The 22,876-nt window shown below is 59.3% G+C and carries 23 protein-coding genes and 3 pseudogenes; 12 read left to right on the top strand and 14 right to left on the bottom strand.

Annotated elements, in window-relative coordinates:
• Together ACOZK9_RS26965 and ACOZK9_RS26960 are read left to right on the top strand one after the other, a co-directional pair.
• Positions 1 to 1,867: RNase A-like domain-containing protein (locus tag ACOZK9_RS26965; RefSeq protein WP_421556948.1), on the top strand; the 1,867-nt coding region annotated here is incomplete at its 5' end.
• Positions 1,864 to 2,178 carry a contact-dependent growth inhibition system immunity protein gene (locus ACOZK9_RS26960; protein ID WP_152751782.1) on the top strand — a complete coding sequence of 105 codons (315 nt, stop codon included), beginning with the start codon at positions 1,864 to 1,866 and terminating at the stop codon, positions 2,176 to 2,178. The genes ACOZK9_RS26965 and ACOZK9_RS26960, both read left to right, overlap by 4 nt.
• A gap of 101 nt (positions 2,179 to 2,279) precedes the next feature.
• Here the strand turns inward: ACOZK9_RS26960 and hemB are convergent, their stop codons facing one another.
• The 3 genes from hemB to ACOZK9_RS26945 form a co-directional block, all read right to left on the bottom strand.
• Positions 2,280 to 3,254 (bottom strand): porphobilinogen synthase, encoded by a 975-nt coding sequence (gene hemB / locus ACOZK9_RS26955; RefSeq protein WP_058414960.1) that lies wholly within the window; start codon positions 3,252 to 3,254, stop codon positions 2,280 to 2,282.
• 131 nt (positions 3,255 to 3,385) lie between these two features.
• A complete protein-coding gene (locus tag ACOZK9_RS26950) occupies positions 3,386 to 4,228 on the bottom strand; it encodes a PhzF family phenazine biosynthesis protein (protein WP_152751781.1) in 843 nt (280 codons plus the stop codon).
• A 3-nt stretch (positions 4,229 to 4,231) separates the two neighbouring features.
• The gene (locus ACOZK9_RS26945; RefSeq protein ID WP_058414962.1) at positions 4,232 to 4,930 is read right to left on the bottom strand and encodes a glutathione S-transferase N-terminal domain-containing protein; all 699 of its coding nucleotides are present in this window, start codon (positions 4,928 to 4,930) and stop codon (positions 4,232 to 4,234) included.
• Positions 4,931 to 5,183: 253 nt separating this feature from the next.
• Between ACOZK9_RS26945 and ACOZK9_RS26940 the strand changes: the two genes are divergently transcribed.
• Positions 5,184 to 5,885, top strand: a complete 702-nt coding sequence (locus ACOZK9_RS26940) for a hypothetical protein (RefSeq protein WP_058414963.1) — start codon at positions 5,184 to 5,186, stop codon at positions 5,883 to 5,885.
• Between the two features lie 59 nt (positions 5,886 to 5,944).
• On the top strand, positions 5,945 to 7,000 hold the full coding sequence (locus ACOZK9_RS26935; protein ID WP_152747961.1) for a permease: 1,056 nt from the start codon (positions 5,945 to 5,947) through the stop codon (positions 6,998 to 7,000).
• Positions 7,001 to 7,118: 118 nt separating this feature from the next.
• Here ACOZK9_RS26935 and mnmH read toward each other — a convergent pair whose 3' ends face one another.
• The 4 genes from mnmH to ACOZK9_RS26915 form a co-directional block, all read right to left on the bottom strand.
• Positions 7,119 to 8,222, bottom strand: a complete 1,104-nt coding sequence (mnmH, locus tag ACOZK9_RS26930) for a tRNA 2-selenouridine(34) synthase MnmH (protein WP_421556947.1) — start codon at positions 8,220 to 8,222, stop codon at positions 7,119 to 7,121.
• The gene (gene selD, locus ACOZK9_RS26925; protein WP_152751778.1) at positions 8,222 to 9,256 is read right to left on the bottom strand and encodes a selenide, water dikinase SelD; all 1,035 of its coding nucleotides are present in this window, start codon (positions 9,254 to 9,256) and stop codon (positions 8,222 to 8,224) included. The genes mnmH and selD overlap by 1 nt, the downstream gene beginning before the upstream one ends.
• Before the next feature lie 94 nt (positions 9,257 to 9,350).
• Positions 9,351 to 10,100: a TerC family protein gene (locus ACOZK9_RS26920; RefSeq protein WP_058414967.1), complete on the bottom strand. Its 750-nt coding sequence runs from the start codon at positions 10,098 to 10,100 to the stop codon at positions 9,351 to 9,353.
• A 28-nt stretch (positions 10,101 to 10,128) separates the two neighbouring features.
• Positions 10,129 to 10,380 carry a hypothetical protein gene (locus ACOZK9_RS26915; RefSeq protein ID WP_122251336.1) on the bottom strand — a complete coding sequence of 84 codons (252 nt, stop codon included), beginning with the start codon at positions 10,378 to 10,380 and terminating at the stop codon, positions 10,129 to 10,131.
• Between the two features lie 134 nt (positions 10,381 to 10,514).
• Here ACOZK9_RS26915 and nhaR point away from each other — a divergent pair, with 134 nt between their 5' ends.
• On the top strand, positions 10,515 to 11,417 hold the full coding sequence (nhaR, locus tag ACOZK9_RS26910) for a transcriptional activator NhaR (RefSeq protein WP_058414969.1): 903 nt from the start codon (positions 10,515 to 10,517) through the stop codon (positions 11,415 to 11,417).
• A gap of 61 nt (positions 11,418 to 11,478) precedes the next feature.
• Here the strand turns inward: nhaR and ACOZK9_RS26905 are convergent.
• Positions 11,479 to 11,619, bottom strand: a pseudogene (locus ACOZK9_RS26905) (MFS transporter); the annotation flags it as partial.
• A gap of 212 nt (positions 11,620 to 11,831) precedes the next feature.
• On the opposite strand from ACOZK9_RS26905, the gene sstT reads away from it, so the two are divergent.
• Complete coding sequence (gene sstT / locus ACOZK9_RS26900; RefSeq protein ID WP_122251337.1) at positions 11,832 to 13,052, top strand: serine/threonine transporter SstT; 1,221 nt, start codon at positions 11,832 to 11,834, stop codon at positions 13,050 to 13,052.
• Between the two features lie 80 nt (positions 13,053 to 13,132).
• Here the strand turns inward: sstT and ACOZK9_RS26895 are convergent, their stop codons facing one another.
• A complete protein-coding gene (locus ACOZK9_RS26895; RefSeq protein ID WP_058414971.1) occupies positions 13,133 to 13,642 on the bottom strand; it encodes a DUF1993 domain-containing protein in 510 nt (169 codons plus the stop codon).
• Between the two features lie 115 nt (positions 13,643 to 13,757).
• Here ACOZK9_RS26895 and ACOZK9_RS26890 point away from each other — a divergent pair, with 115 nt between their 5' ends.
• Positions 13,758 to 14,411, top strand: a complete 654-nt coding sequence (locus ACOZK9_RS26890) for a YceH family protein (protein ID WP_152751774.1) — start codon at positions 13,758 to 13,760, stop codon at positions 14,409 to 14,411.
• A gap of 216 nt (positions 14,412 to 14,627) precedes the next feature.
• On the opposite strand, the gene ACOZK9_RS26885 is transcribed toward ACOZK9_RS26890, so the two are convergent.
• Complete coding sequence (locus ACOZK9_RS26885; protein WP_152751826.1) at positions 14,628 to 15,446, bottom strand: shikimate 5-dehydrogenase; 819 nt, start codon at positions 15,444 to 15,446, stop codon at positions 14,628 to 14,630.
• Positions 15,447 to 15,602: 156 nt separating this feature from the next.
• Here ACOZK9_RS26885 and ACOZK9_RS26880 point away from each other — a divergent pair, with 156 nt between their 5' ends.
• From ACOZK9_RS26880 to ACOZK9_RS26870, 3 genes are all read left to right on the top strand, one after another.
• Positions 15,603 to 15,959: a hypothetical protein gene (locus ACOZK9_RS26880; RefSeq protein ID WP_122251340.1), complete on the top strand. Its 357-nt coding sequence runs from the start codon at positions 15,603 to 15,605 to the stop codon at positions 15,957 to 15,959.
• 232 nt (positions 15,960 to 16,191) lie between these two features.
• Positions 16,192 to 16,386: a hypothetical protein gene (locus tag ACOZK9_RS26875; RefSeq protein WP_058414975.1), complete on the top strand. Its 195-nt coding sequence runs from the start codon at positions 16,192 to 16,194 to the stop codon at positions 16,384 to 16,386.
• A 91-nt stretch (positions 16,387 to 16,477) separates the two neighbouring features.
• Entirely contained in the window at positions 16,478 to 16,657 is a 180-nt protein-coding gene (locus ACOZK9_RS26870; protein WP_058414976.1) for a hypothetical protein, read from the top strand.
• Positions 16,658 to 16,713: 56 nt separating this feature from the next.
• On the opposite strand, the gene ACOZK9_RS26865 is transcribed toward ACOZK9_RS26870, so the two are convergent.
• Complete coding sequence (locus ACOZK9_RS26865) at positions 16,714 to 17,781, bottom strand: AI-2E family transporter (RefSeq protein ID WP_058414977.1); 1,068 nt, start codon at positions 17,779 to 17,781, stop codon at positions 16,714 to 16,716.
• A gap of 160 nt (positions 17,782 to 17,941) precedes the next feature.
• On the opposite strand from ACOZK9_RS26865, the gene trhP reads away from it, so the two are divergent.
• Positions 17,942 to 19,264: a prephenate-dependent tRNA uridine(34) hydroxylase TrhP gene (gene trhP, locus ACOZK9_RS26860; protein ID WP_152751828.1), complete on the top strand. Its 1,323-nt coding sequence runs from the start codon at positions 17,942 to 17,944 to the stop codon at positions 19,262 to 19,264.
• Positions 19,265 to 19,281: 17 nt separating this feature from the next.
• Here the strand turns inward: trhP and ACOZK9_RS26855 are convergent, their stop codons facing one another.
• From ACOZK9_RS26855 to ACOZK9_RS26845, 3 genes and pseudogenes are all read right to left on the bottom strand, one after another.
• Positions 19,282 to 20,037: a methyl-accepting chemotaxis protein gene (locus ACOZK9_RS26855; RefSeq protein ID WP_421556949.1), complete on the bottom strand. Its 756-nt coding sequence runs from the start codon at positions 20,035 to 20,037 to the stop codon at positions 19,282 to 19,284.
• Between the two features lie 102 nt (positions 20,038 to 20,139).
• Positions 20,140 to 20,961, bottom strand: a pseudogene (locus ACOZK9_RS26850) (cache domain-containing protein); the annotation flags it as partial.
• An 86-nt stretch (positions 20,962 to 21,047) separates the two neighbouring features.
• A complete protein-coding gene (locus ACOZK9_RS26845) occupies positions 21,048 to 22,367 on the bottom strand; it encodes a Na+/H+ antiporter NhaC family protein (RefSeq protein WP_172980016.1) in 1,320 nt (439 codons plus the stop codon).
• 223 nt (positions 22,368 to 22,590) lie between these two features.
• Here ACOZK9_RS26845 and ACOZK9_RS26840 point away from each other — a divergent pair.
• A pseudogene (locus ACOZK9_RS26840) lies at positions 22,591 to 22,680 on the top strand (hypothetical protein); the annotation flags it as partial.
• Between the last annotated feature and the right edge of the window lie 196 nt (positions 22,681 to 22,876).

Here is a 22,876-nt window from a genome sequence, read left to right as displayed (position 1 = left end):
AGTTTATGGGTTGCAATACCACCCTAACGGGCTGATCCAACAGGAAACCGGCTTTGACGGCCAGCGCACGGCTTACGTCTACGACCTCAACGGCAACCTGCTGGAAAAGACCGAGCATGGCGACGATAGCAGTCAGCTAATCACCTGTTACGAACGCGACCACGCCGGGCGGCTTGTACGAAAAACGCTGCCCGACAGTACGACTGTTGATTACGCCTACGACCGCCAAGGCAATCTCCTCAGCGTCGACGACAACCACTGGGCGCTGGCCTACGAATACGACACGCAAAACCGCCTCACCGCCGAGCACCAAGGCTGGGGCACTCTGCGCTACGGCTACGATGCGTGCGGTCAGTTGCAACACCTTCGCCTGCCGGACAACAACCGCCTGGTGTTCAATCACGACAAAGGCGGTCAACTCGCCACCGTCGAATTAAACGGCGGGTTGCTGACCTCGCACCTGTTCAATGCTGGCCGCGAGCGCCAACGCCAGCAAGGCCAACTGCTCAGTCATTACCACTACGACGAGCAAAACCGCCTGCACGCCCACGCGGTCAGCCAACAGGAACACCCCCTCTACCAGCGCCAATACGACTACGACAACAGCGGCAACCTCAGCCGAATTCTCGACACCCGCAAGGGCCAGCACGACTACCACTACGACCCCCTCGCCCGCCTGACCCACGCCAATCACTCACAAGACGTAAAAGAACGTTTCGGTCACGACCCGGCCGGCAACCTGCTGATGCAAGACCGCCCCGGCCCCGACATCGTTGCCGGCAACCGCCTGATGATCCAGGGCGACCATCATTACGACTACGACGCCTTCGGCAACCTGATCCGCGAAAGGCGCGGTAAAGGCCATCAACTCGTCACCGAATACCGCTACGACTGCCAGCACCGGCTGATTGGCATCACCCAACCCAACGGGCAAACCGCCCGCTACCGCTACGACCCGTTTGGGCGGCGCATCAGCAAAACCGTGGACGAAAAGACCACAGAGTTTTTTTGGCAAGGCGACAAGCTGATTACCGAGCATCACGCCGACCGTCATCGCAGTTATATCTACGAGCCGGACAGCTTTCGGCCGTTGGCGCTGCTGGAAGGCTTTGGTCCGAGTGAAACCAAAGCCTTCCACTATCAACTCGACCACCTCGGCACACCGCAAGAACTCACCGCGCCTGACGGCGAAATTGTCTGGTCCGCGCATTACCGCGCCTACGGCCAGGTCGCTCGCCTGGACATAGAAAAAGTCGACAACCCGCTACGATTCCAGGGCCAATACTTCGATCAAGAAAGCGGGCTGCACTACAACCGCCATCGCTACTACAATCCAGACAGTGGCCGCTACCTGACGCCGGACCCGGTGAAGCTGGCGGGCGGGATCAACGCGTATCAGTATGTGCCCAACCCTACGGGATGGGTTGATCCGCTGGGATTGAGTAGTAAGCCTGCTAACTGCCCCAGCGGTGCATGTAGTGCAATAGTTCCCGGAGGAGGCTTACGGGCGCACGAATCTGCTGGTGGACACTTGATAGAAAGGCATGTAGGCAGAACCAGAGAACAACTCGCTGAACGATTGAGGCAAGAGCCTCATATCCCTACTGCGTCCACTTTTTCTGATCTTGCAACAGCCGAGTCAATCATTTCAAAAGTACTGGCCGAAAACCAAACTAAAATAAATAACTTCCTTAATAGTAATGATAGCCAAACCGTCATTATCCAAACAACTCAAGAGCCAGTAGGTATGAGTTTAAAAAGGGGAAGCCAGACAACTGCACCCGGCAAAGAAATTTACTTGGTCATTCGAAAAAATCAAAGAATGCCAGACGGTTACATAATTCACACTGGATACCCAAACCCATGAACAAAGACTTTCCCGAATTACAGCAATTTCTAGCTGGCTATTTTAATCAGGACTGGGTCGATGAACACAACGACGCAAATGAAGTGATCGCAAGTTTCATATCTGAAGCCTCACCGGAAACAATGGCAATCGTAAAAAAAGAACTTAACGCCTTGATAGCGATCACCCAATCCGAACAAGAACTTCAGGACTTTCTGTTTTCCGATATCGGCTGCAGCTATTACTATCCCCACGAATGGAAAGACGGAGTATCGTGGTTAAAACACGTGTACTCGGTTTTGAGCGAAAGCGGAATATCAACTGATAGATAGGCCGTTGGCCAAAAGAAATCGCAACACAAACATGCGACTTTTGAGTAAAAGCAGGCGTGGCGACCGAGCACACTCGCTCGCCACAGTATTACGCGTCGGTATCAGATCCCCGCCAGCGCCAAATCCATCGCAAAATACGTAAAGATCAAATCCGCACCGGCGCGCTTGATCGAACCCAGCGTCTCACGCACTACTCGATCTTCATCAATTGCACCGGCTTGGGCGCCAAATTTGATCATCGCGTATTCGCCGCTGACCTGGTAAGCGGCCACCGGCAGGCGCGAGGCTTCGCGGATGTCGCGGATGATGTCGAGGTAGGCGCCCGCGGGTTTGACCATCAGCGCGTCGGCGCCTTCCTGTTCGTCCAGCAGCGATTCGCGCACAGCTTCGCGGCGGTTCATAGGGTTCATCTGGTAGCTTTTGCGGTCGCCTTTGAGCGCGCTGCCGCCGGCTTCGCGGAATGGGCCATAGAGCGCCGAGGCGAATTTGGTCGAGTAGGCCATGATCGGAATATGCGTGAAGCCGGCGTCATCCAGGGCGCGGCGAATGGCCTGGACCTGGCCGTCCATTGCTGCCGACGGCGCGATCACGTCAGCCCCGGCGCGTGCGGCGGCCACTGCTTGCTTGCCGAGGTTAACCAGGGTCGCGTCGTTGTCGACATGGGCACCGTGCATCACGCCGCAGTGGCCGTGGTCGGTGTATTCACAGAAGCAGGTGTCGGACATTACGATCATTTCCGGCACGGCGTCCTTGATGATCGAAGACATGCGCGAGACCAGACCACGTTCCTTCCATGTGTCGCTGCCGTTGGCGTCGAGGTGATGGGACACGCCGAAGGTCATAACGGATTTGATCCCGGCACGGGCATACCGCTCGATCTCGGCCGCCAATTTTTTCTCAGGGATGCGCTGCACGCCGGGCATGCTGGTGATCGGCACGAAGTCGTCGATTTCTTCTTCGACGAAAATCGGCAGCACCAGGTCGTTGAGGGTGAATTCGCTTTCCTGGAACAAGCCACGCAGCTCCGGGGAGCGGCGCAGGCGACGTGGGCGGGCTTGGGGGAACTGGCTGGTCATGGCTTTCCTGATTTTGAGGCTAAATAGCTAAGGCAAAAATCTTTGGGGCAAAAGCTTATGCCCCTTGGCCCCGGCAGCACAAATGCCAAGGGGCCAATAGTGTATTGCGCGGCCCGTAACAATTGATTGATCTAGAGCTGTAAACGCCCTTCGATGCACACCGCCACCGCGCCGCCGATCCAAATGTCGTCGCCTTGGCGCTCCACACGAATACGCCCCGCGCGCCCGATCGCCGTGCCCTGGCTGACTACGTAAACCTGGGGCGCGAGGCCTTCACCCAGCAACCATTGGGCGACGCCAGCATTCAGGCTGCCGGTGGCGGGGTCTTCCTGAGCGCCGTCACCGGCGATAAAGGCACGAACTTCGAAGTGCGCGTCCACAGCGTCGCGCGTCGGGTCACAGGGGGCGATAACGCCTACCGCCAAACCGTGTAACTGCGAATAGTCCGGCTCCAAGCCGAGAACCTGGTCGCGATCAGCCAGCATCACCGCCAGCCAACCCGCACCATTATCAACCCATTGGCTGCGCACAATGGCCTCGGGGGCCAAGCCCAGCGCCAGGCACACGCGCGCAAGCAACGGCGCCTCTACTGAACCTGTTCGCAATAACGGCGGCGCAATAAACGCCAGCTCATCGCCTTCGCGACGGATGCGCACCAGGCCAATGTCGCACTCCTGAATGATCTCTTCTCCTTGCGCAAGGCCACCCGCTTGCAGCCAGGCGTAGCAACTGCCCAGCGTCGGGTGCCCGGCAAACGGCAGTTCTTTGAGCGTGGTGAAAATTCTCGCCCGATAGTCAGCGCGTGGGTCGCGCGGCGTCAGTAAAAACGTGGTTTCGCTGAGATTGGTCCAGTTGGCGAAGTCGGCCATTTGCTGATCGGTCAGGCTGTCGGCACCGAGCACCACCGCCAGCGGGTTGCCTTTAAGCGCGACGCGGCTGAACACATCCAGCTGTTTAAAATCGAACGTTGGCATGCGTCAGCTCGGAATGTTAAGGCCGCGGATCACCGCAGGGCGTGCGACAAAGCCGTCCAGCGCGCGCAGCACGTTAGGAAAATCAGCAATGCCAACCAAGTCACCGGACTCGTAGAAACCGATCAGGTTGCGGACCCACGGGAAGGTGGCGATGTCGGCGATGCTGTAGTCGTCGCCCATGATCCAGGTGCGGCCCAGCAGGCGTTTTTCCAGTACACCGAGTAAACGTCGGGACTCGGCCGCATAGCGATCACGCGGGCGTTTATCCGGGTAATCCTTGCCGGCAAATTTATTGAAGAATCCGAGTTGACCGAACATCGGCCCGATGCCGGCCATCTGAAACATCAGCCATTGCAGGGTTTCATAACGCGTTGTCGGGTCTTCGGACAACAACTGGCTGGTTTTTTCCGCCAGGTAAATCAGGATAGCGCCGGACTCGAACAACGCCAGCGGCTGCCCGCTCGGGCCATTGGGGTCGATGATTGCGGGGATTTTGTTGTTGGGGGTCAGCGACAAAAACTCCGGCGACAGCTGGTCCTGTGTCTCGAAGCTGACCTTGTGCGCCTCATACGGCAGGCCAAGCTCTTCGAGCATGATCGAGACTTTTACACCGTTGGGCGTAGGTAGCGAGTACAGTTGCAAGCGCTCCGGGTGCTGCGCAGGCCATTTGCTATGAATTGGGAAGGCGGCGATTGCGTTCATCGGGAAATACCTGGGCATAAAGCCCCCATGATAGTCATGTGCCCGCCGTCCTGCATGGGTCATCAATACGCAACATAGCTGCGCTAGTCTCCCGCGCAGGCGAACCAAAGAGCCTGAACACACTCTTAAGTGCGCCATTACGGTGAAAGGAGACACCCTGTTACACCGACACGGAAAACCACAGGACGCCGGATGCGTCACTGGGGCCGGGCTTGTCAGCCCTAATCCGATGCACTGAAGACTCGAACCCACAATGACAATCAAGCCTCTGTGCCTTGCGCAACGCCTTAAACGATATTCATACGTCATGCTGCCGCTGCTCTTGGCGGGCGGCGCCGTCGGTCTGACACTTGAGTCGCGCATCAGCAGCGCCGAGCCGGTGGACGGCGTACAAACGTTGGTATTCCTGCGCCACGGCGAAAAACCCGTAGGCGGTCTCGGCCAGCTCAACTGCCAGGGCCTGAACCGCGCGATGAACCTGGCCACCGTGCTGCCGGAAAAATTCGGCAAGGCCAACTATGTATTTGCCGCCAACCCGACACGCAATGTTGAGGAAGGTGAGCACGACAACTCCTACAGCTACATTCGGCCACTGATGACCATCAGCCCCAGCGCCATTAAGCTCGGCCTGCCGGTAAACATCAAATTCTCCGCCAACGACACCAGCGCCCTCGCCGACGAGTTGGTCGAAGACAAGTACCACAACTCGATTATCTACACCGCCTGGTCCCACGGCTACTTGCCGGAGCTGATCAACAAAGTGGCCAGTGAAGCCTCGGGTGAAAAACAACGTATTACTGAAGATTGGTCGGGCAGTGATTACGACACCCTTTACGTACTGAAATTGACCTGGCACAACGGCAAGGCGTCGCTGCTGAGCCGCAACTACACACAAGGCCTGAATAACGGCCAGCAAACCTGCCCGGATGCGACCCAGATCAGCGCGGACATCTGATGCCTGAGCGACACACGCGTATGATGCTGCGCTATTGACTCATTCTGCGGATCAGCATCATGCCCAACCTCATCTCCACCCAGCCCAACCGGGGCTGGTCTTTCTGGTACAAACCCGCGCTATTCCTGCTGGTCGCCTGCATTGGCCTCTACTATGTGAAGTGGTCGCCCTACTACCTCAAGGCCTTCGTGGCGGCGGATAACCACAGCATCGGCGCCTCGATTCTGAATGACCAGCAAACTGCCCCGCTGGCGGCAGCGCTGGCCTATGCCCAAGTGTATTTCCTGGCGATCTGGAAGGCCGCCGTGTTGGCGGTAATTCTGGGTTCGTTGCTGCAAGTATTGATCCCCCGTGACTGGCTGTTGCGCCTGTTTGGCCGTGCCGGTTTGGGCTCGACGCTGCGCGGCGGGCTGTTCGCCTTGCCGGGCATGATGTGCAGTTGCTGCGCAGCCCCGGTAGCGGCGGGCATGCGCCGCCAGCACGTGTCGGTGGGCGCGGCACTGGCGTTCTGGATCGCCAACCCAGTATTGAACCCGGCGACCTTGGTGTTCATGGGCTTTGTGCTGGGCTGGGGCTTTACCGCGTTACGGCTGGTCGCGGGGGTTGTGCTGGTGGTCGGCGTGTCCTTGGTGGCGCAGCGGATTGCCCGACCCGACCAAGTGCCCGAAGCCGCATTGGACGCGGTGGCCGATGTCAGCCAAGTCGAGTCGCAACCGTTCCTGAGCCGCTGGTTGCGCACCTTGTGGCAGTTGTTCTGGAGCACGATCCCAATTTATATCGTCGCCGTGCTGGTATTGGGCGCGGCGCGGGTCTGGCTGTTCCCTCATATCGACGGCGCCATGGCCGACAGCCTGGTGTGGCTGGTGCCGCTGGCAATCGTCGGCACGCTGTTCGTAATTCCTACAGCCGCCGAAATCCCTATCGTACAAACCATGATGGCCTTGGGCATGGGCACCGGCCCGGCCGTGGCCTTGCTGATGACCCTGCCCAGCGTGAGCCTGCCGTCACTGCTGATGCTGCGCAAGGATTTCGATGCGCGGGTGCTGGTGACGGTGGCCGGGCTGACCATGCTGGTTGGCGTGGTGTGCGGGTTGATTGGCGCGGTTCTTCTTTAGTTAGTTGATGCGGCTGATGGCCCTTTCGCGAGCAAGCCCGCTCCCACAGTTTGATCGGTGAATAAGGTCAAACTGTGGGAGCGGGCTTGCTCGCGAAGAGGCCATCAGCCACACCCTATCAACCTCGCCTGACCACGCCCTCGCGCAGGTACTCAACCACCGCGCCCTGCTCTCCCGCAAACTCGACCCGTGCGCCTTTGCTTTCACGCTGGAAGGCGTACATCGGGTCGTAATACTCACGCAGCAGCCCTTCGATCCACACCCGGTGTAAGTCCACAGCGCCACTGCGGGCCTGCTCCGCCAAGGCATCCTGCAGGAGCGTCTGCAACCGCTGGAAACGCTCGCCGCCAAGGCGCTTGTGGATATTCGCCAGGCTCTGGGTCAGGCGCTCGGCAAACAGCGCCCAACCGTTTTCGCCAAATACCTGGATGAACTCGGCGCAGAGGTCGACCACGTAATCGCGCAGAATTCGTTCGACGCGGCCTTCGACACTGTCTTCCAGCCACACCATCGCAAACATCTGCATGCCCTGATGCAGCGGCAATGGCAGCGCACAACTGCCGATCATACGGCTCTCGTCCTCGACCACAAACTGCTCGATACCGGCCGCGCGCTTTTTCAGCAGGTCTACCGCCAGGCGGTTCTCGAAGTCGATGTTGGACGGTTGCGCCGTGGCGCGTTTGCCAAAGCTGGAACCGCGGTGGTTGGCATGCCCTTCCAGGTCGAGGGCGTTGTGCAACTGGTTGAGTACCTCGGTCTTGCCGGTGCCGGTCATGCCGCCCAGCAAGACAAAATCACACTCGGCAGTCGCCTGCTCCACCGTGTTCAGCAAGAAGTTGCGCATGGCCTTGTAGCCACCGCCGACGCGCGGATAGTCAATGCCCGCCTCGGTTTTCAGCCATTGCTGAACGATCTGCGAGCGCATTCCGCCGCGAAAGCAGTACAGGTGCCCGTCGGGGTTGGCTTTGGCGAACTGCGCCCACTGTTCGATACGTTCAGCCTTGATCGCGCCCGACACCAGTTCATGCCCGAGCACGATGGCGGCTTGCTGGCCCTGCTGCTTGTAGCAAGTGCCGACGCGCTGGCGCTCGTCGTCGGTCATCAGCGGCAGGTTGATCACCCCGGGAAACGCGCCCTTGATGAATTCGATGGGCGCGCGGGTATCCATCATCGGCCGATCGTTGAGGAAAATATCGCGGTAGTCGGTGATGTCAGTTGCCATCAAAACACCTCTACCGCGTGGGTCTGACGCTCAACCAGTGCGCCGATCGGCGCAAGGTGCAGGCCCAATTCGACGGCCACCGAGTGGAATTCGGCGTCGCCCTCCGCGGTCACGGCAATCAACAGGCCACCGCTGGTTTGCGGATCGCACAGCACGCGCTTGTGCAATTCCTGCAAACGCCCCAGTTTGCTCGAATAGCTGTCGAAGTTGCGCAAGGTGCCACCGGGCATGCAGCCCTGATCCAGGTAATCCTCCACCCCAGGCAGGCGTGGGACTTTGGCGTATTCGATGCGTGCGGTGAGACCACTGCCGTCGGCCATTTCCACCAAATGGCCCAACAAACCGAAACCGGTGACATCGGTCATGGCGGTCACACCGGCCAGTTTGCCGAAACGGCTGCCGGGTTTGTTCAGCGTACACATCCAGTCACGGGCCAGGCCGATGTCTGCCTCGCGCAACTTGCCCTTCTTTTCGGCCGTGGTGAGGATGCCGATGCCCAGCGGTTTGGTCAGGTACAAGCGGCAGCCCGCAGTGGCGGTGTCGTTACGTTTCATGTGGCGCTTGTGCACGATGCCGGTCACGGCCAGGCCAAAGATCGGCTCCGGTGCATCAATCGAATGGCCACCCGCCAGCGGGATACCCGCGGCGTCGCAGACCGCGCGGCCGCCACGGATCACTTCACGGGCAATCTCCGGCGCCAATACATTCACCGGCCAGCCGAGAATCGCAATGGCCATCAACGGGTCGCCGCCCATGGCGTAGATGTCGCTGATGGCATTGGTGGCGGCAATGCGGCCGAAGTCGAAAGGATCATCGACAATCGGCATGAAAAAATCAGTGGTGGAAACGACGCCGCGCTCGTCGTCGATAGCGTAAACCGCGGCATCGTCCCGCGAGGCGTTACCCACCCACAAGTTGGGGTCGAGGTTTTGCGCGCCGCTGCCGGCCAGGATTACTTCCAGTACCTGCGGTGAAATCTTGCAGCCGCACCCCGCGCCGTGGCTGTACTGGGTAAGGCGAATCGGCTCGTTCATGGGTGGACCTCAAGGTAACTAGTGGGCGGATTCTATCAGACAGCAAAAAGCCGGCTGGGCTCTTAAGCGCTCAGCCGGCTTTTAGGTGCAGACGCTACTGCCGGGCGGCGAGCAAACGCTTGTGGCGGTTGCGCCGTGCGATGTTCAGGCACTCGATCGCCGCCGAGAACGCCATGGCCGCGTACACATAGCCTTTTGGCACATGGGCGCCGAAGCCCTCGGCGATCAACGTCATGCCGATCATGATGAGGAAGCCCAGGGCCAGCATCACCACTGTCGGGTTGTCGTTGATGAACTTGGCCAGCGGCTCAGCCGCCACCAGCATCACAATCACCGAGGTCACCACCGCAATAATCATGATCGGCAAGTGCTCAGTCATGCCCACTGCCGTGATGATGCTGTCGATGGAGAACACCAGGTCGAGCAACAAAATCTGACCAATCGCCGCCGCGAATCCGATGGACACCGCAGCACCGGCACTGTTCTTCTCCTCAGGTTCCGGGTCCATGCTGTGGTGGATTTCGGTCGTCGCCTTCCACACCAGGAACAAGCCACCGGCGATCAGGATCATGTCCTTCCACGAAAACGCTTGGCCAAACACTTCAAATACCGGGGTGGTCAACTGCACGATAAACGCGATAGTGCTCAACAGGCCGAGGCGCAATATCAACGCCATGCTGATACCAATACGCCGCGCTTTGGCCCGATGCTTCTCCGGCAATTTGTTGGTGAGAATCGAGATAAAGATCAGGTTATCGATGCCCAGCACGATTTCCATCACGATCAAGGTGGCCAAAGCGATCCAGGCGGTTGGGCTGGCGGCCAGTTGTACAAGGTAATCCATAGGTCAGTCCTGAGGTTGTGCCGGGAAGTTAGGCTTCTTTGCTGTTTGATTCAGACTCTTTTTCTTCCTGATCGTCCTGCTCTTGCGGGCTGATCAGGCCTTGCGTGGCTTCGCTCAATGCCTGTTCGGCGGCCTTGTGGGTCTCATCGATAGCTTGTTTAGCGGATTCGGTGGCCTTGCCCATCACCTGTTGCGCGCTTTTTTCAACCTGATCACAGCCGCTGATCATTACCAATGAAAGCGCAAGCAACGACGCGGCGCCCAGAAAATTGAGTTTCATGCGGTGTTCCTCGTTAAAACCATTGGGCCCAAAAAGTGGGCCCTCGATAGCGAGGCATTCTATGCAAGCGTACAGTTCAGGAAAATTCGTATTTATCCGGCGTATACTTCGGTTTTTACGAAGTGTAGACCGCCATGCTCAATTATCGACAGCTGCATTACTTCTGGGTAGTGGCCAAGACCGGCAGCATCGTTCGCGCCTGTGAGCAGTTGAACCTCACGGCGCAGACCATCAGCGGGCAGATCAGCTTGCTTGAAGAGACATTTGGTATCGCCTTGTTTCAGCGCGTCGGTCGCCAGTTGGAACTCACCGAGGCTGGGCGCCGGGCCTTGCCCTACGCCGAGCAGATGTTTCAAACCGGCAATGAGCTGGAGGCATTGTTGCGTGCGCAGCCCGATGAACAACAGATTCTGTTTCGCGTCGGGGTGGCCGATGTGGTGCCCAAATCGATTGTCTACCGCCTGATCGCGCCGACCATGGCGTTGAGCGAACCTATCCGCATTACCTGCCGCGAGGACAAACTCGAGCGTTTACTGGCCGATTTGGCGATTCAGCGGCTGGACTTGGTGATCTCCGACAGCCCCATGCCTACGCACTTGGACATTAAGGGTTACAGCCAGAAGCTGGGCGAATGCGGCATCAGTTTTTTCGCCACCCAAGCGTTGGCTGACAGGCATAACGGCGCTTTCCCACAGTGCTTGCAGGGTGCGCCGCTGTTGATTCCGGGGGCAGAAACGGTGGTGCACAGCCGCTTGCAGCGCTGGTTTGCCGAGCAGCAGATTCAACCGAAGATCATCGGTGAGTTCGACGACAGCGCCTTGATGCAGGCATTCGGGCAATCCGGCAGCGGCATATTTATCGCCCCCAGCGTGATCGCCGATGAGGTGGTGCGCCAGTACGCGGTGGTGCTGATAGGCCAGACCGAGGCGGTGACCGAGTCGTTCTACGCGATCTCGGTGGAGCGCAAGGTCAAGCACCCCGGCATCGTGGCGATTACCGAAGGCGCCAGGCGCGAGCTGTTCACCGCCCTGCCCTGACGGCTCAGGCGCTGGCGGCGACCGGCTTGGCGGTCATCAGCAAGAGTGCCAGCAGAATCGATGCCGGAATCAAACGCGCCAGCGCCATCACCCGGATATTCGGTGCCAATGCCGCAACCGTATTGGCCACCGCGAACATGATCAAGATGGTAATGAACAGGCGCTTGCGCTGGAACCGCGCGAAGTACGCCGTCAGGAACGGCAGCCCAAAGGGCCCGCTGACGAATAGGAAAGAGTAGAGCGTGAAATCTTAACAGAGCGTGTCTGAAGTTGGCGAAGGCCTACGGATGCGAGTGATGAAATGTCTCGTCATATAGGACCCTTCCCACAGCCGATAGCACCTTGCGCCTGCTTCTTACAGTGCTTTCTGCCTGCAATGCTGTGCCTTCTAAAAATAACCAGAGACGACTGCTTATGACTGCCACCCCTTCACGCTTCCAGCGACTGACACGCGTCAGCCTGGTCACGCAAATCGTCATCGGCCTGATCGCCGGCATCCTGCTGGCCTTGCTGTTGCCCGAGGTAGCACGCGCCACTGACATTATGGGCGCGGTGTTTATTGGGGCGCTCAAAGCTGTGGCGCCGATTTTGGTGTTTGTGTTGGTAATGGCCTCGATCGCCAACCACAAGCATGGCCAGCAAACCCATATCAAACCGATTTTGTTGTTGTACCTGCTCGGCACGTTCTCCGCCGCCACGGTTGCGGTGGTTGCCAGCACGTTGTTCCCTTCGACGCTGGTGCTGGTCACGCAGGGCGCCACCGTCAGCGCGCCCGGCGGCATTGCCGAGGTGCTGCAAGGCCTGTTGCTAAGCGCGGTAGACAACCCGGTCAGCGCGTTGATGAATGCCAACTTTATCGGCATCCTCGCCTGGGCCATCGGTATGGGCATTGCGATTCGCCATGCCGGTGAAACCACCCGCGGCGTGTTGGGCGACCTGTCCAACGGCGTGACAGTGATCGTGCGCACAGTGATTCGCTTCGCGCCGCTGGGCATCTTTGGTCTGGTGGCCTCGACGCTGGCCACCTCAGGCTTCGGCGCGCTGCTCGGTTACGCCCACCTGCTGGTCGTGCTGATCGGCTGCATGCTGGTTGTGGCGCTGGTGATCAACCCGGCCATCGTGTTCTGCAAACTGCGCCGCAACCCTTACCCGCTGGTACTGATGTGCCTGCGCGAAAGCGGCATTACCGCCTTCTTCACGCGCAGTTCGGCGGCGAATATTCCGGTAAACCTGGCGTTGAGCAAACGCTTGGGCCTGCATGAAGATACCTATTCAGTGTCGATACCACTGGGCGCGACCATCAATATGGCCGGTGCCGCGACCACCATCACGGTGCTGACCCTGGCAGCCGTGAACACCCTCGGCATCGCCGTAGACCTGCCCACCGCGGTGCTGCTCAGCGTGGTCGCAGCGGTGTGTGCCTGTGGCGTATCCGGCGTCGCCGGCGGCTCGCTGCTGCTGATTCCGCTGGCGTGCGGCCTGTTTGGCATTCCCGCAGAGATCGCCATGCAGGTGGTGGCTATCGGGTTCATCATCAGCGTGCTGCAAGACTCGGTAGAAACGGCGCTCAATTCGTCCACCGATGTGCTGTTTACCGCAGCGGCGTGCCTGGGCAAGGAAGCGCAACCTGCGTAATCATCAGGTACAAAAAAGCCCGAGGCTATTCGTCATCGAACGACCTCGGGCTTTTATGCACTTATAAAGCGGCTATTTAATTAGAACGCGCCCATGTAATCGCGCTTGCCCACTTCCACACCGTTGTGACGCAGCAAGGCGTAAGCGGTGGTGACGTGGAAGAAGAACTGCGGCAAACCGTAGGTCAGCAGGTAGGATTGGCCGCTGAAGCGCTTCTCTTTCGGGGTGCCGGGGCGGGTGATGATCTCGATGCCTTCTTTGCCATCGACTTGCGCCGGGGTGATGGTGTCGACAAATGCCAGCACTTTGGCGATCAGCGCTTGCAGGTCGGCAAAGGTCACTTCGCTGTCTTCGTATTTGGGCACTTCGATCTCGGCCAGGCGCGCGGAAACGCCTTTGGCGAAGTCGACGGCGATCTGTACCTGGCGCACCAGTTGGAACATGTCCGGGAACAGGCGCGCTTGCAGCAAGGCGTTCGGCTCGATGTTTTTGGCGGTAGCGTGGGCTTCGGCTTTGTTCAGCACATCGCTCAGGGCGCTGAGCATTTGCTTGAAGACCGGGATGGAGGCGGCGTACAGGGAAATAGTCATGAAAGTCTCACGGTAATGGCAGGGTTGGAACCAGCCGCGATTATAGACCCGCCCGCAGCTTGTCTTTTATTTTTTCAGGATTAGGCTAGGGGGCTCACTGCATAGGGAAAGCGCGATGACCGCCGAGCACGACACCGACACCCCTGAGCCGCGCCTCAATAGCACGGAAATCCGTGTGTTGGGCTGCCTGATCGAAAAACAGGCGACCAACCCGGAAACCTATCCCCTGACCCTGAATGCCGTGGTACTGGCCTGTAACCAGAAAACCAGCCGCGAACCGGTGACGAACCTCAGCCAAGGCCAGGTCGGCCAGAGCTTGCGTGCGCTTGAAGCCCAAGGTTTTACGCGCCTGGTGATGGGCAGCCGCGCCGACCGCTGGGAACATCGCGTAGAAAAGGCGCTGGAGCTGGTACCCGCCCAAGTGATTCTGATCGGGCTGCTGTTTTTGCGCGGGCCGCAAACAGTCAACGAACTGCTGACGCGCAGCGGGCGTATGCATGATTTCGAAGATGCCGAACAGGTTGTGCACCAGCTCGAACGCCTGATTGCGCGCGGGCTGGCGCTGCTGGTGCCACGTCAAGCGGGGCAACGCGAGGACCGTTATACACATGCGCTGGGAGACCCCGCGGACATTGAAGTGATACTCGCAGCACGAGGCAGCCCGGTGGAGCGTGGGGCCGGCAGCTCGGTCTCTGTGGACCGTATCGAAGAGCTGGAAGCGCGGATTGCGGCGCTGGAAGAGCGGCTGGCGCAGCTTGAACAGGGCTAAAGCTGGCTGGAATGGTATGGCGGATTTGTTGAGTACATAGCCGTTTGATAGCGCCGGAACGCCAGCCCATCTTTCAAGCCGACTTCCGTCAACTGTGGGAGCAAGCTTGCTCGCGATTGCGCTGCGTCAGATAAGTATTTTTCAACTGACAAAGCGCAATCGCGAGCAAGCCCGCTCCCACAAAAGCGCTCTTGAGCTTATAAGCCAGCCACCGTTTTAAACCCTCGCAAACGCCACCGCCGCCTCAAATTGCGCCTGCGTCGGCCGCACGCCGGTATACAGCACAAACTGCTCCAACGCCTGGATCGCAATCACCTCCAACCCGGTAATCACCCGCTTACCCTTGGCGCGCCCAAGCATAATCAACGGCGTTTCAGCCGGAATCGCCACCACATCAAACACCGTGTCAGCCGCATCAACAGCCTCAGCCGCAAAAGCTAACTGCTGCGCCTGCGCCCCGCCGGTCATGCCAATCGGCGTCACATTGACCAACATCTGCGGGCGCAACGGCCCCAACTCTGCCTGCCACTCGTAGCCCAAATTTTGCGCCAGCGCGCGACCGGCCAGCTCATTGCGCGCCACAATCACGCCATTCGCATAACCACCATCGCGCAAGGCGCTGCCCACCGCCTTGGCCATACCGCCGCTGCCATGCAGGGCAAAGGACGAAGCCTTGGGTACAGCATGCTTTTTCAGCAGTTGTTCGACGGCGATGTAGTCCGTGTTATAGGCCTTGAGCTGGCCGTCAGTGTTGACGATAGTGTTGAGGGACGCGATCGCCTTGACCGAGCTGTCCAGCTCATCGACCAGCGCGAGGCTGGCTTCCTTGAACGGCATCGACACGCCACAACCACGGACGCCCAGCGCCCGTATACCACCGATCGCGCCGGGCAAATCCTGACTGCTGAAAGCCTTATAGTAGAAGTTCAAACCCAGCTGTTCGTACAGATGGTTGTGAAACCGCAAGCCAAAGTTTCCGGGGCGTGCCGACAATGACATACACAGCTGGGTGTCCTTGTTGGGGTGCATCTGCATGGCAAACTCCTTTAAGTAAGCAAATCGGTACAGACCTTACACAACCTTTACCTATCGGCTGTGCTGTTTTTCAGAAATACGTTGTCTTAAAAGTATCCCCGCGACAATCCTTGAGTCTATTGATTGCAGACCACAAGCGCAGGGGCTAACCGAGGAATGACCATGATTCGTAAAATCCCCAAAATCGCCTTGCTTATCGGCGCACTCGCTATGGCAGGCCAAGCCTCAGCTCACGGTGGTGGTTGGGGTGGCCCGGCCGTATTGGGTGCTTTGGTTGGCGCAGCCGTAGTCGGTTCCGTGGTTGCCAGCCAGTCCCAGCCGGTCTACGTGCAGCAACAACCAGTGTACGTGCAGCCGCAGCCGGTGTACGCCGCGCCTCCACCGGTGTATTACGCACCGCCACCACCGGTGTATGTGCAACAACAGGTTTATTACCGCCCGGCGCCGGTCTATTACGGCCCACCGCGTGGCTACTACGGCCCTCCCCACGGCTACTACGGCCGTGGCTGGTAACACTAAGTTGACATGACAGGAACAGGCCTCGCCCACACGCGGGGCCTTTTTTTGCCCGCACGTCCAGGTTGCTAATGCCAAGGTCGCTGTGAGGACAATGGTCGAGGCGTATTCGTACATCATTATGGCCAATGTCTACTTGCCCAAACGCGCTTCGGGCTGTCATGTTGACGTCACGAAACAGTCTCACTATTGACCCTGTCCACCCAACAACAACAAGGACAATCGACCGATGCCCACGCAAAACCCACACCGCACCGCTGGCCTGTGTACTTCCAGCAAGGTTTATAGTGCGCTGACCGAACTCAAGCACCTCGAAGGCCACCGCAGCGCGAAGTTCCTGGCGCTGTTGGCAGAAAACCTGGTGCTCAAAGGCCTGATCAGCGAACAGGAAGTGGTGAGCATGCTTGACCAGGTAGTCGACTGACGTCTGGCGTTGATGTCGACTATCGAGCCCGTTGATTTTTCCTCCGGGCATCAGGCCCGTATGGTGACCCCAATAGCAATTGGAGGTCCTTATGCCCACTGTTCAGATCATGTCCGTTATCGGCAGCGCCGTCCCCGCTTCTCTTCGGGAGCATGGGTTGCTGGCCTGTTGGTACGTGGTACGCGATGGCGAGCCCATCAGCGGCCCGCTCACCTCGTTAAACGCGGCACAGAAGCAGCTGCAAGCTACAAGTTATAAGCTACAAGCCTGATCGCTTGCAGCTTGAAGCTTGAAGCTTGAAGCTTCAAGCTTGCTGCTCCCCCCCTGCTAAGGCAACGGCAGTTTGACCCGTGGCTTGCTTTCGACGAACAGCGCCCAACTGGATATAAACAGTGCCGCCACCAGCGGCCCGATCACAAACCCGTTCAGGCCAAACACCGACAGGCCGCCGAGGGTCGAGATCAGGATCAGGTAGTCGGGCATTTTGGTGTCCTTGCCCACCAAAATCGGGCGCAGCACGTTGTCGACCAGCCCGATCACAAAGACGCCGAACAAGCCCAGCACTACGCCTTGCCAGATCGAGCCGCTTAACAGGAAGTAAGCGGCCACCGGGCCCCACACAATGCCCGCGCCCACCGCTGGCAACAGCGACAGAAACGCCATCAGCACCGCCCAGAGCAACGCGCTGGGAATATCCAGAAACCAGAAGATCAAACCGCCCAGCGCACCTTGGGTCACGGCCACCAGCACGTTGCCCTTGACCGTTGCGCGCACCACACGGTTGAACTTGAGCTGCAACCGACGCTTTTGCGGCTCGGCCAACGGCACCGCCGTGCGCACTTTGCGGACCAGCTCCGGGCCATCGCGCAGCAGGAAAAACAGCAGGTAGAGCATGATGAAAAAGCTCACCAGAAAATCAAACGTGCCCTGGCCGAAGCTGAACGCCTGGGTCGCGAAAAACTGGCTGCCCTGCATCGCGCTTTTGACGATATTTTCGCGCAGGCCTTCGAGGTTGCCCATGCCGAAGCGGTCCAGCAGGTGTTGGAAGTACGGCGGCAGGAAGTTTTTGAACTGCTCGATATAGCCCGCCACATCCAACTGACCGCTTTCTATATTTTTGTACAGCGTCGCGCCCTCTTGCACCAGCAACACGCTGGTAATGATCACCGGCAGAATCGCGATGACCAGGCACACCGTCAACGTGGTCAGAGACGTCAGGTTACGGTTCCAGCCGAAACGCATTTGCAGGCGCCGTTGCATCGGGGCAAAGATAATGCCGAGGATGACCGCCCAGAACACCGCGCCATAAAACGGCAGCAATATCCAGATAAAAGCGATGGTCACCAGCACCAGCAGTAACAGCAGGGTTTTGAATTGCAGGTTGGTTTGATTCATGTCCGGTCCATGTCAAAAAGCCGGGTGCGTATATGCGCCCTGCTGCTTAGTCCGCTGCAAGCCCTGCGAGTGCCATCTTTGTTGCAAGCGTAGACGCAGATCAATAACGACGGTTCACACTTGCACTAACCTGCGGCACTTTTTGAACCCAGTGCCGACCATGCCGCCTATTCTCGCCCCCGAACTGCTCGCCCCCGCCGGCACCCTGAAAAACATGCGCTACGCCTTCGCTTACGGCGCCGATGCGGTATACGCCGGCCAGCCGCGTTACAGCCTGCGCGTGCGCAACAACGAGTTCGACCACGCCCACCTGGCGCTCGGCATTCAGGAGGCCCATGCGCTGGGCAAACGCTTCTACGTGGTGGTGAACATCGCACCGCACAACGCCAAGCTGAAGACCTTTCTCAACGACCTGGCGCCCGTGATAGCGATGGGCCCGGATGCACTGATCATGTCCGACCCCGGGCTGATCATGCTGGTGCGCCGCCACTTCGCGCAGATGCCGATTCATTTGTCGGTGCAGGCCAATACGGTGAATTGGGCGAGCGTGGAGTTCTGGCAGCAGCAAGGCATTTGCCGAGTTATTTTGTCACGCGAGCTGTCACTGGAAGAGATCGACGAGATCCGCCGGCAGGTCCCGACCATGGCGCTCGAAGTGTTTGTGCACGGTGCCTTGTGCATGGCGTATTCCGGGCGCTGCCTGCTCTCGGGCTACCTCAACAAGCGCGATGCCAACCAAGGCAGTTGCACCAACGCGTGCCGCTGGAAATACCAGGCCACTGCGGCCGTGGAAAACGCCACCGGCGACATCGTCCAGCCGTATCCGCCGGAACCGACACTGGGCATCGGTGCGCCGACTGATCAAGTATTCTTGCTACAAGAAGCCAATCGACCGGATGAGCTGATGCCGGCGTTTGAAGACGAACACGGCACCTACATCATGAATGCCAAGGACCTGCGTGCCGTGCAACATGTGGAACGCTTGACCCGGATGGGCGTGCATTCGTTGAAGATCGAAGGCCGTACTAAATCGCACTTCTACTGCGCGCGCACCACTCAGGTGTATCGCCAGGCAATTGATGATGCGGTGGCCGGTCGCGCCTTTGACCGCCATTTGATGACCGATTTGGAATCGCTCGCCCAACGGGGTTACACCGAAGGTTTCCTGCGCCGCCATGTGCACGACGAATACCAGAATTACCAGCACGGCAGCTCAGTGTCGGAGCGCCAGCAATTCGTCGGCGAACTGACCGGCGAGCGCTGCGGCGAGTTGGCCGAGGTCAAGGTGAAGAACCGCTTTGCGGTGGGTAACCACCTGGAGTTGATGACGCCCGCCGGCAACGTTCACTTCGCCTTGGCAATGATGCATAACGCCGAGGGCGAGGCGATCGACGTGGCGCCGGGCGATGGGCACACGGTGTATGTGCCGATCCCTGCGCAGATGGATTTACGCTTCGGCCTGCTGATGCGTGCTGTCTCTTAGCAACGGCCGCTGCGGTGTCAGATTTTGAACTGCCCGACCAATTGCCCCAACCGCTGACCAAGGTCAGCCAGGCTGCGCGAGGTTTGCGCGCCCAACCGGGTTTCATCGGCCACACTGTCCACCGCCACGGCAATTTGGTGCACGCTGCGGTTGATCTCTTCGGCCACGGCGGTTTGCTCCTCGGCGGCGCTGGCGATCTGCGCGTTCATCGAATTGATGGTGCCGATCAACTGGGCCATGGTATCGAGTGACGTCCCGGCCTGGTTGGCCTGGGCCGACGTGCCATCACCGGCATCGCTGGAGCGGCGCATTGCATCCACAGCGGCCTCGGTGCCTTTTTGCAGGCGGTCGATCATGCCCTGAATTTCCTGGGTGCTGGTTTGGGTGCGGCTGGCCAGGGCGCGCACTTCGTCGGCGACCACCGCAAAACCACGCCCGGCCTCACCGGCCCGCGCGGCTTCGATGGCGGCGTTGAGTGCCAGCAGGTTGGTCTGTTCGGCAATCGAGCGAATCACCCCGAGCACGCTGACAATCGACGACACATCCTGCTGCAAGCTGTCGAGGGACACGCCGCTGCTACGAATATCGTTCACCAGCGCATGGATCTGCGCGATGCTGCCGTCCACCACACGCTTGGCGGCCTGGCCTTCTGCATCGGTCTGTTGCGCGGCGACGGCGGCGCCCTGCGCACTGCGCGCCACTTCGTGTGCGGCGGAGGACATCTGGTTGATCGCGGTAGCCACCTGGTCGGTTTCGTGGCGCTGACGCTCCATCGCCCGTTCGGAACGTTGGGCCTGGTCGGACACCTGGCTGACCAGCCCCGTGAGTTGCGTGGTCATCTCGGTGATCTGGCGCACCAAGCCGTGGATCTTGTCGACAAAACGGTTGAACGCGCCAGCCAGATCACCCAGCTCATCGTGGCTGGTGATTGCCAGGCGGCGAGTCAGGTCGCCCTCGCCGGCAGCAATGTCGTCGAGGTTGGCTTTCATCAGGTTCAACGGCCGCAGAATGGTATTGGCCACCACCATGCCGACCGCGGCGATCACCAGCAGCACCACCACCGCCAGGCCGAGGATGCTCAGCAGCACGCCTTCCATACGCTTCTCGACCTTGGCCTCGACCACCGCCACCTGCGCTTCGATGCCATCCAGGTTCACCGAGGTCCCTATCACCATGTCCCACTTCGGCAGGTAATCGGTGTAACCCAGCTTGAGCACCAGTTCGGTTTGCCCCGGCTGGGTTGAGCTGTATTGCAGGTAATGGCTGCCGTCCTTGCCGACCTTGACCAGGTCGCGGTTGACGTAGACGCCGTTGGGGTCGCGGTTGTCCTTGAAGCTCTTGCCCACGCCGTCCGGGCTGTTGCCCTTGAACAGGCGGATGGTTTCGGAGTCGTAGCCGAAGAAGTAGCCGTCCTTGCCGTAGCGTGTATTCGACAGCAGCTTGACCACCTCGGCCCGCGCCGCGGTATCGCCGGGGGCAGCCGCGTCGTACAGCGGTTTGATGGTGGTCATCGCCACCTCAACGTAACTTTGCAGGGTGGCCTTGGCGTCATCGAGCAGACGCTGGCGGGTTTCATCCACCTCGTTGCGCGCTTGCCCTTGCAGAATCCACACCGTGGTCAGGCTGATGACCACGGCAAACAGCAACACCGGAACGACGGCGAGGGCCAAAACTTTGCCCTTTAAACTCAGACGCATGGCTTTTCTCTCTTATTAGTGGCGACTTGAGAGGTTAACGGCCAAGTTAGAAATAGCTGTAGGGCACCCTGTGGCAAGCCCCCCCGCTAAAGCGTCATCGCCGCAATCCAGCCAAACGCCAGCAACGGGATGTTGTAGTGCAGGAACGTCGGCACCACGGTGTCCCAGATATGGTGGTGCTGGCCGTCGATATTCAGGCCGGAGGTCGGCCCGAGCGTAGAATCCGAGGCAGGCGAGCCGGCGTCGCCGAGCGCACCCGCCGTACCGACGATGCACACGATGGCCAGCGGGCTGAAGCCCAGTTGCACACACAGCGGCACGAAAATCGCGGCCAGAATCGGCACTGTGGAAAACGACGAACCGATGCCCATCGTCACCAACAGCCCCACCAGCAACATCAGCAGCGCACCCACGCCACGACTGTGGCCGATAAACGCCGCCGAGGTTTCCACCAGCGAGCGCACGTCGCCGGTCGCCTTGAGCACTTCGGCAAAGCCCGACGAAGCGATCATGATGAAGCCGATCATCGCCATCATCTTCATGCCTTCGGTGAACAGGTCGTCGGTTTCGCGCCAGCGCACGATGCCCGACACCGAGAAAATCAGGAACCCGGCCAACGCGCCGATGATCATCGAGTCCAGCCACAACTGAATAATGAACGCCGCCGCAATCGCCAAGCCGGCCACCAGCAATGTCAGCGGGTTGTACTGCACCGCCACCTGCTCGACCCGCTCGATTTTCTCCAGGTCATACACGCGCTTCTTGCGGTAGCTGATAAACACCGCCACCAGCAGGCCAACCACCATGCCCAATGCAGGCAAGCCCATGGCGTGGGTGACGTTGACCTGGCTGATGTCGACGCCGCTCTTGGCCACGTTGGCCAGCAGGATCTGATTCAGGAAGATATTGCCAAAGCCCACCGGCAGGAACATGTAAGGCGTGATCAGCCCGAAGGTCATGACGCAGGCAATCAGGCGACGGTCCAATTGCAACTTGGTCAACACGTACAGCAGCGGCGGCACCAGCAGCGGAATAAACGCGATGTGGATCGGCAGGATGTTTTGCGAGGCAATGGCCACCGCCCACAACAGGCCGATCAACAGCCATTTGACGTGATTGCCGCCGGTAGCCTCTTGGCGATCCACCAACATCAATGCCTTGTCGGCCAGCGCGTGGGCCAGCCCGGATTTGGCAATTGCCACCGCGAAAGCGCCGAGCAATGCGTAGGACAACGCCACAGTGGCGCCGCCACCCAAACCGCCGTTGAAGGCCTTGAGCGTGGCCTCGATGCCCAGGCCACCGGTCAAACCGCCGACCAGGGCGCCGACGATAATGGCGATGACCACATGCACGCGGGACAGGCTGAGCACCAGCATGGTGCCAACCGCGGCGATGACTGCGTTAATCATGGTTACCTCAAGACAGAAACAAAAAAACAGGCATGCCCGCGCCCGAGCAGCCATTCGGATGGCTACCAGCGTGCAGGCTTTAAGAGGTCTTATTAGAGGGCGCGCACTTTGCAGCAGGCGCGCGCGCATGTCAAAAACTCTGGCGCCGCAGCGTGCCAGGCAATGTGACGTGCAGGCGCTGGCTATTCGTCAGCAATGGGTGGCGGACATAAGCACCAGCATGGCCCAAATCGAAGGTTTGGCGGCCAATAGCGAGAAGATCGGTTCGGTGCTGGAAGTGATTCGCGCAATTGCCGAGCAGACCAACCTGCAGTAACAATCAACAGCAGGGGCAATTTCGCGTGTAAGCGGCACAGCTACCACTCCCCCAAGCCGGCATGCGGTCAACTGTGGGAGATTCTATGGTTTTGGGGAAGCCTCCAAAACCGCTTTCGACTGGTATTCGCTCAGGTTTTTCATGAGAGAAAACGCGATGCGAGCCAGCTTGCGGGCGATGATGACCAGGG

The organism is Pseudomonas kitaguniensis, from assembly GCF_049199985.1.
Classification (GTDB): Bacteria; Pseudomonadota; Gammaproteobacteria; order Pseudomonadales; family Pseudomonadaceae; genus Aquipseudomonas; species Aquipseudomonas kitaguniensis.
Note: the sequence above shows the minus strand (reverse complement) of the source record. Positions and strands in the feature narration are given on the sequence as shown.

What these genes read in the sequence shown, in the direction of transcription:
- ACOZK9_RS26885 (WP_152751826.1), bottom strand. Translation starts at nt 15,446, where the DNA reads ATGCAGATGCACCCCAACAAGGACACCCAGCTGTGTATGTCATTGTCG.
- ACOZK9_RS26875 (WP_058414975.1), top strand. Translation starts at nt 16,192, where the DNA reads ATGCCCACGCAAAACCCACACCGCACCGCTGGCCTGTGTACTTCCAGC.
- mnmH (WP_421556947.1), bottom strand. Translation starts at nt 8,222, where the DNA reads ATGGCAACTGACATCACCGACTACCGCGATATTTTCCTCAACGATCGG.
- ACOZK9_RS26940 (WP_058414963.1), top strand. Translation starts at nt 5,184, where the DNA reads ATGACAATCAAGCCTCTGTGCCTTGCGCAACGCCTTAAACGATATTCA.
- sstT (WP_122251337.1), top strand. Translation starts at nt 11,832, where the DNA reads ATGACTGCCACCCCTTCACGCTTCCAGCGACTGACACGCGTCAGCCTG.
- ACOZK9_RS26870 (WP_058414976.1), top strand. Translation starts at nt 16,478, where the DNA reads ATGCCCACTGTTCAGATCATGTCCGTTATCGGCAGCGCCGTCCCCGCT.
- trhP (WP_152751828.1), top strand. Translation starts at nt 17,942, where the DNA reads ATGCCGCCTATTCTCGCCCCCGAACTGCTCGCCCCCGCCGGCACCCTG.
- ACOZK9_RS26855 (WP_421556949.1), bottom strand. Translation starts at nt 20,037, where the DNA reads ATGGAGCGTCAGCGCCACGAAACCGACCAGGTGGCTACCGCGATCAAC.
- ACOZK9_RS26920 (WP_058414967.1), bottom strand. Translation starts at nt 10,100, where the DNA reads ATGGATTACCTTGTACAACTGGCCGCCAGCCCAACCGCCTGGATCGCT.
- ACOZK9_RS26880 (WP_122251340.1), top strand. Translation starts at nt 15,603, where the DNA reads ATGACCATGATTCGTAAAATCCCCAAAATCGCCTTGCTTATCGGCGCA.
- ACOZK9_RS26915 (WP_122251336.1), bottom strand. Translation starts at nt 10,380, where the DNA reads ATGAAACTCAATTTTCTGGGCGCCGCGTCGTTGCTTGCGCTTTCATTG.
- hemB (WP_058414960.1), bottom strand. Translation starts at nt 3,254, where the DNA reads ATGACCAGCCAGTTCCCCCAAGCCCGCCCACGTCGCCTGCGCCGCTCC.
- ACOZK9_RS26935 (WP_152747961.1), top strand. Translation starts at nt 5,945, where the DNA reads ATGCCCAACCTCATCTCCACCCAGCCCAACCGGGGCTGGTCTTTCTGG.
- ACOZK9_RS26865 (WP_058414977.1), bottom strand. Translation starts at nt 17,781, where the DNA reads ATGAATCAAACCAACCTGCAATTCAAAACCCTGCTGTTACTGCTGGTG.
- ACOZK9_RS26960 (WP_152751782.1), top strand. Translation starts at nt 1,864, where the DNA reads ATGAACAAAGACTTTCCCGAATTACAGCAATTTCTAGCTGGCTATTTT.
- ACOZK9_RS26950 (WP_152751781.1), bottom strand. Translation starts at nt 4,228, where the DNA reads ATGCCAACGTTCGATTTTAAACAGCTGGATGTGTTCAGCCGCGTCGCG.
- ACOZK9_RS26890 (WP_152751774.1), top strand. Translation starts at nt 13,758, where the DNA reads ATGACCGCCGAGCACGACACCGACACCCCTGAGCCGCGCCTCAATAGC.
- ACOZK9_RS26895 (WP_058414971.1), bottom strand. Translation starts at nt 13,642, where the DNA reads ATGACTATTTCCCTGTACGCCGCCTCCATCCCGGTCTTCAAGCAAATG.
- nhaR (WP_058414969.1), top strand. Translation starts at nt 10,515, where the DNA reads ATGCTCAATTATCGACAGCTGCATTACTTCTGGGTAGTGGCCAAGACC.
- selD (WP_152751778.1), bottom strand. Translation starts at nt 9,256, where the DNA reads ATGAACGAGCCGATTCGCCTTACCCAGTACAGCCACGGCGCGGGGTGC.
- ACOZK9_RS26945 (WP_058414962.1), bottom strand. Translation starts at nt 4,930, where the DNA reads ATGAACGCAATCGCCGCCTTCCCAATTCATAGCAAATGGCCTGCGCAG.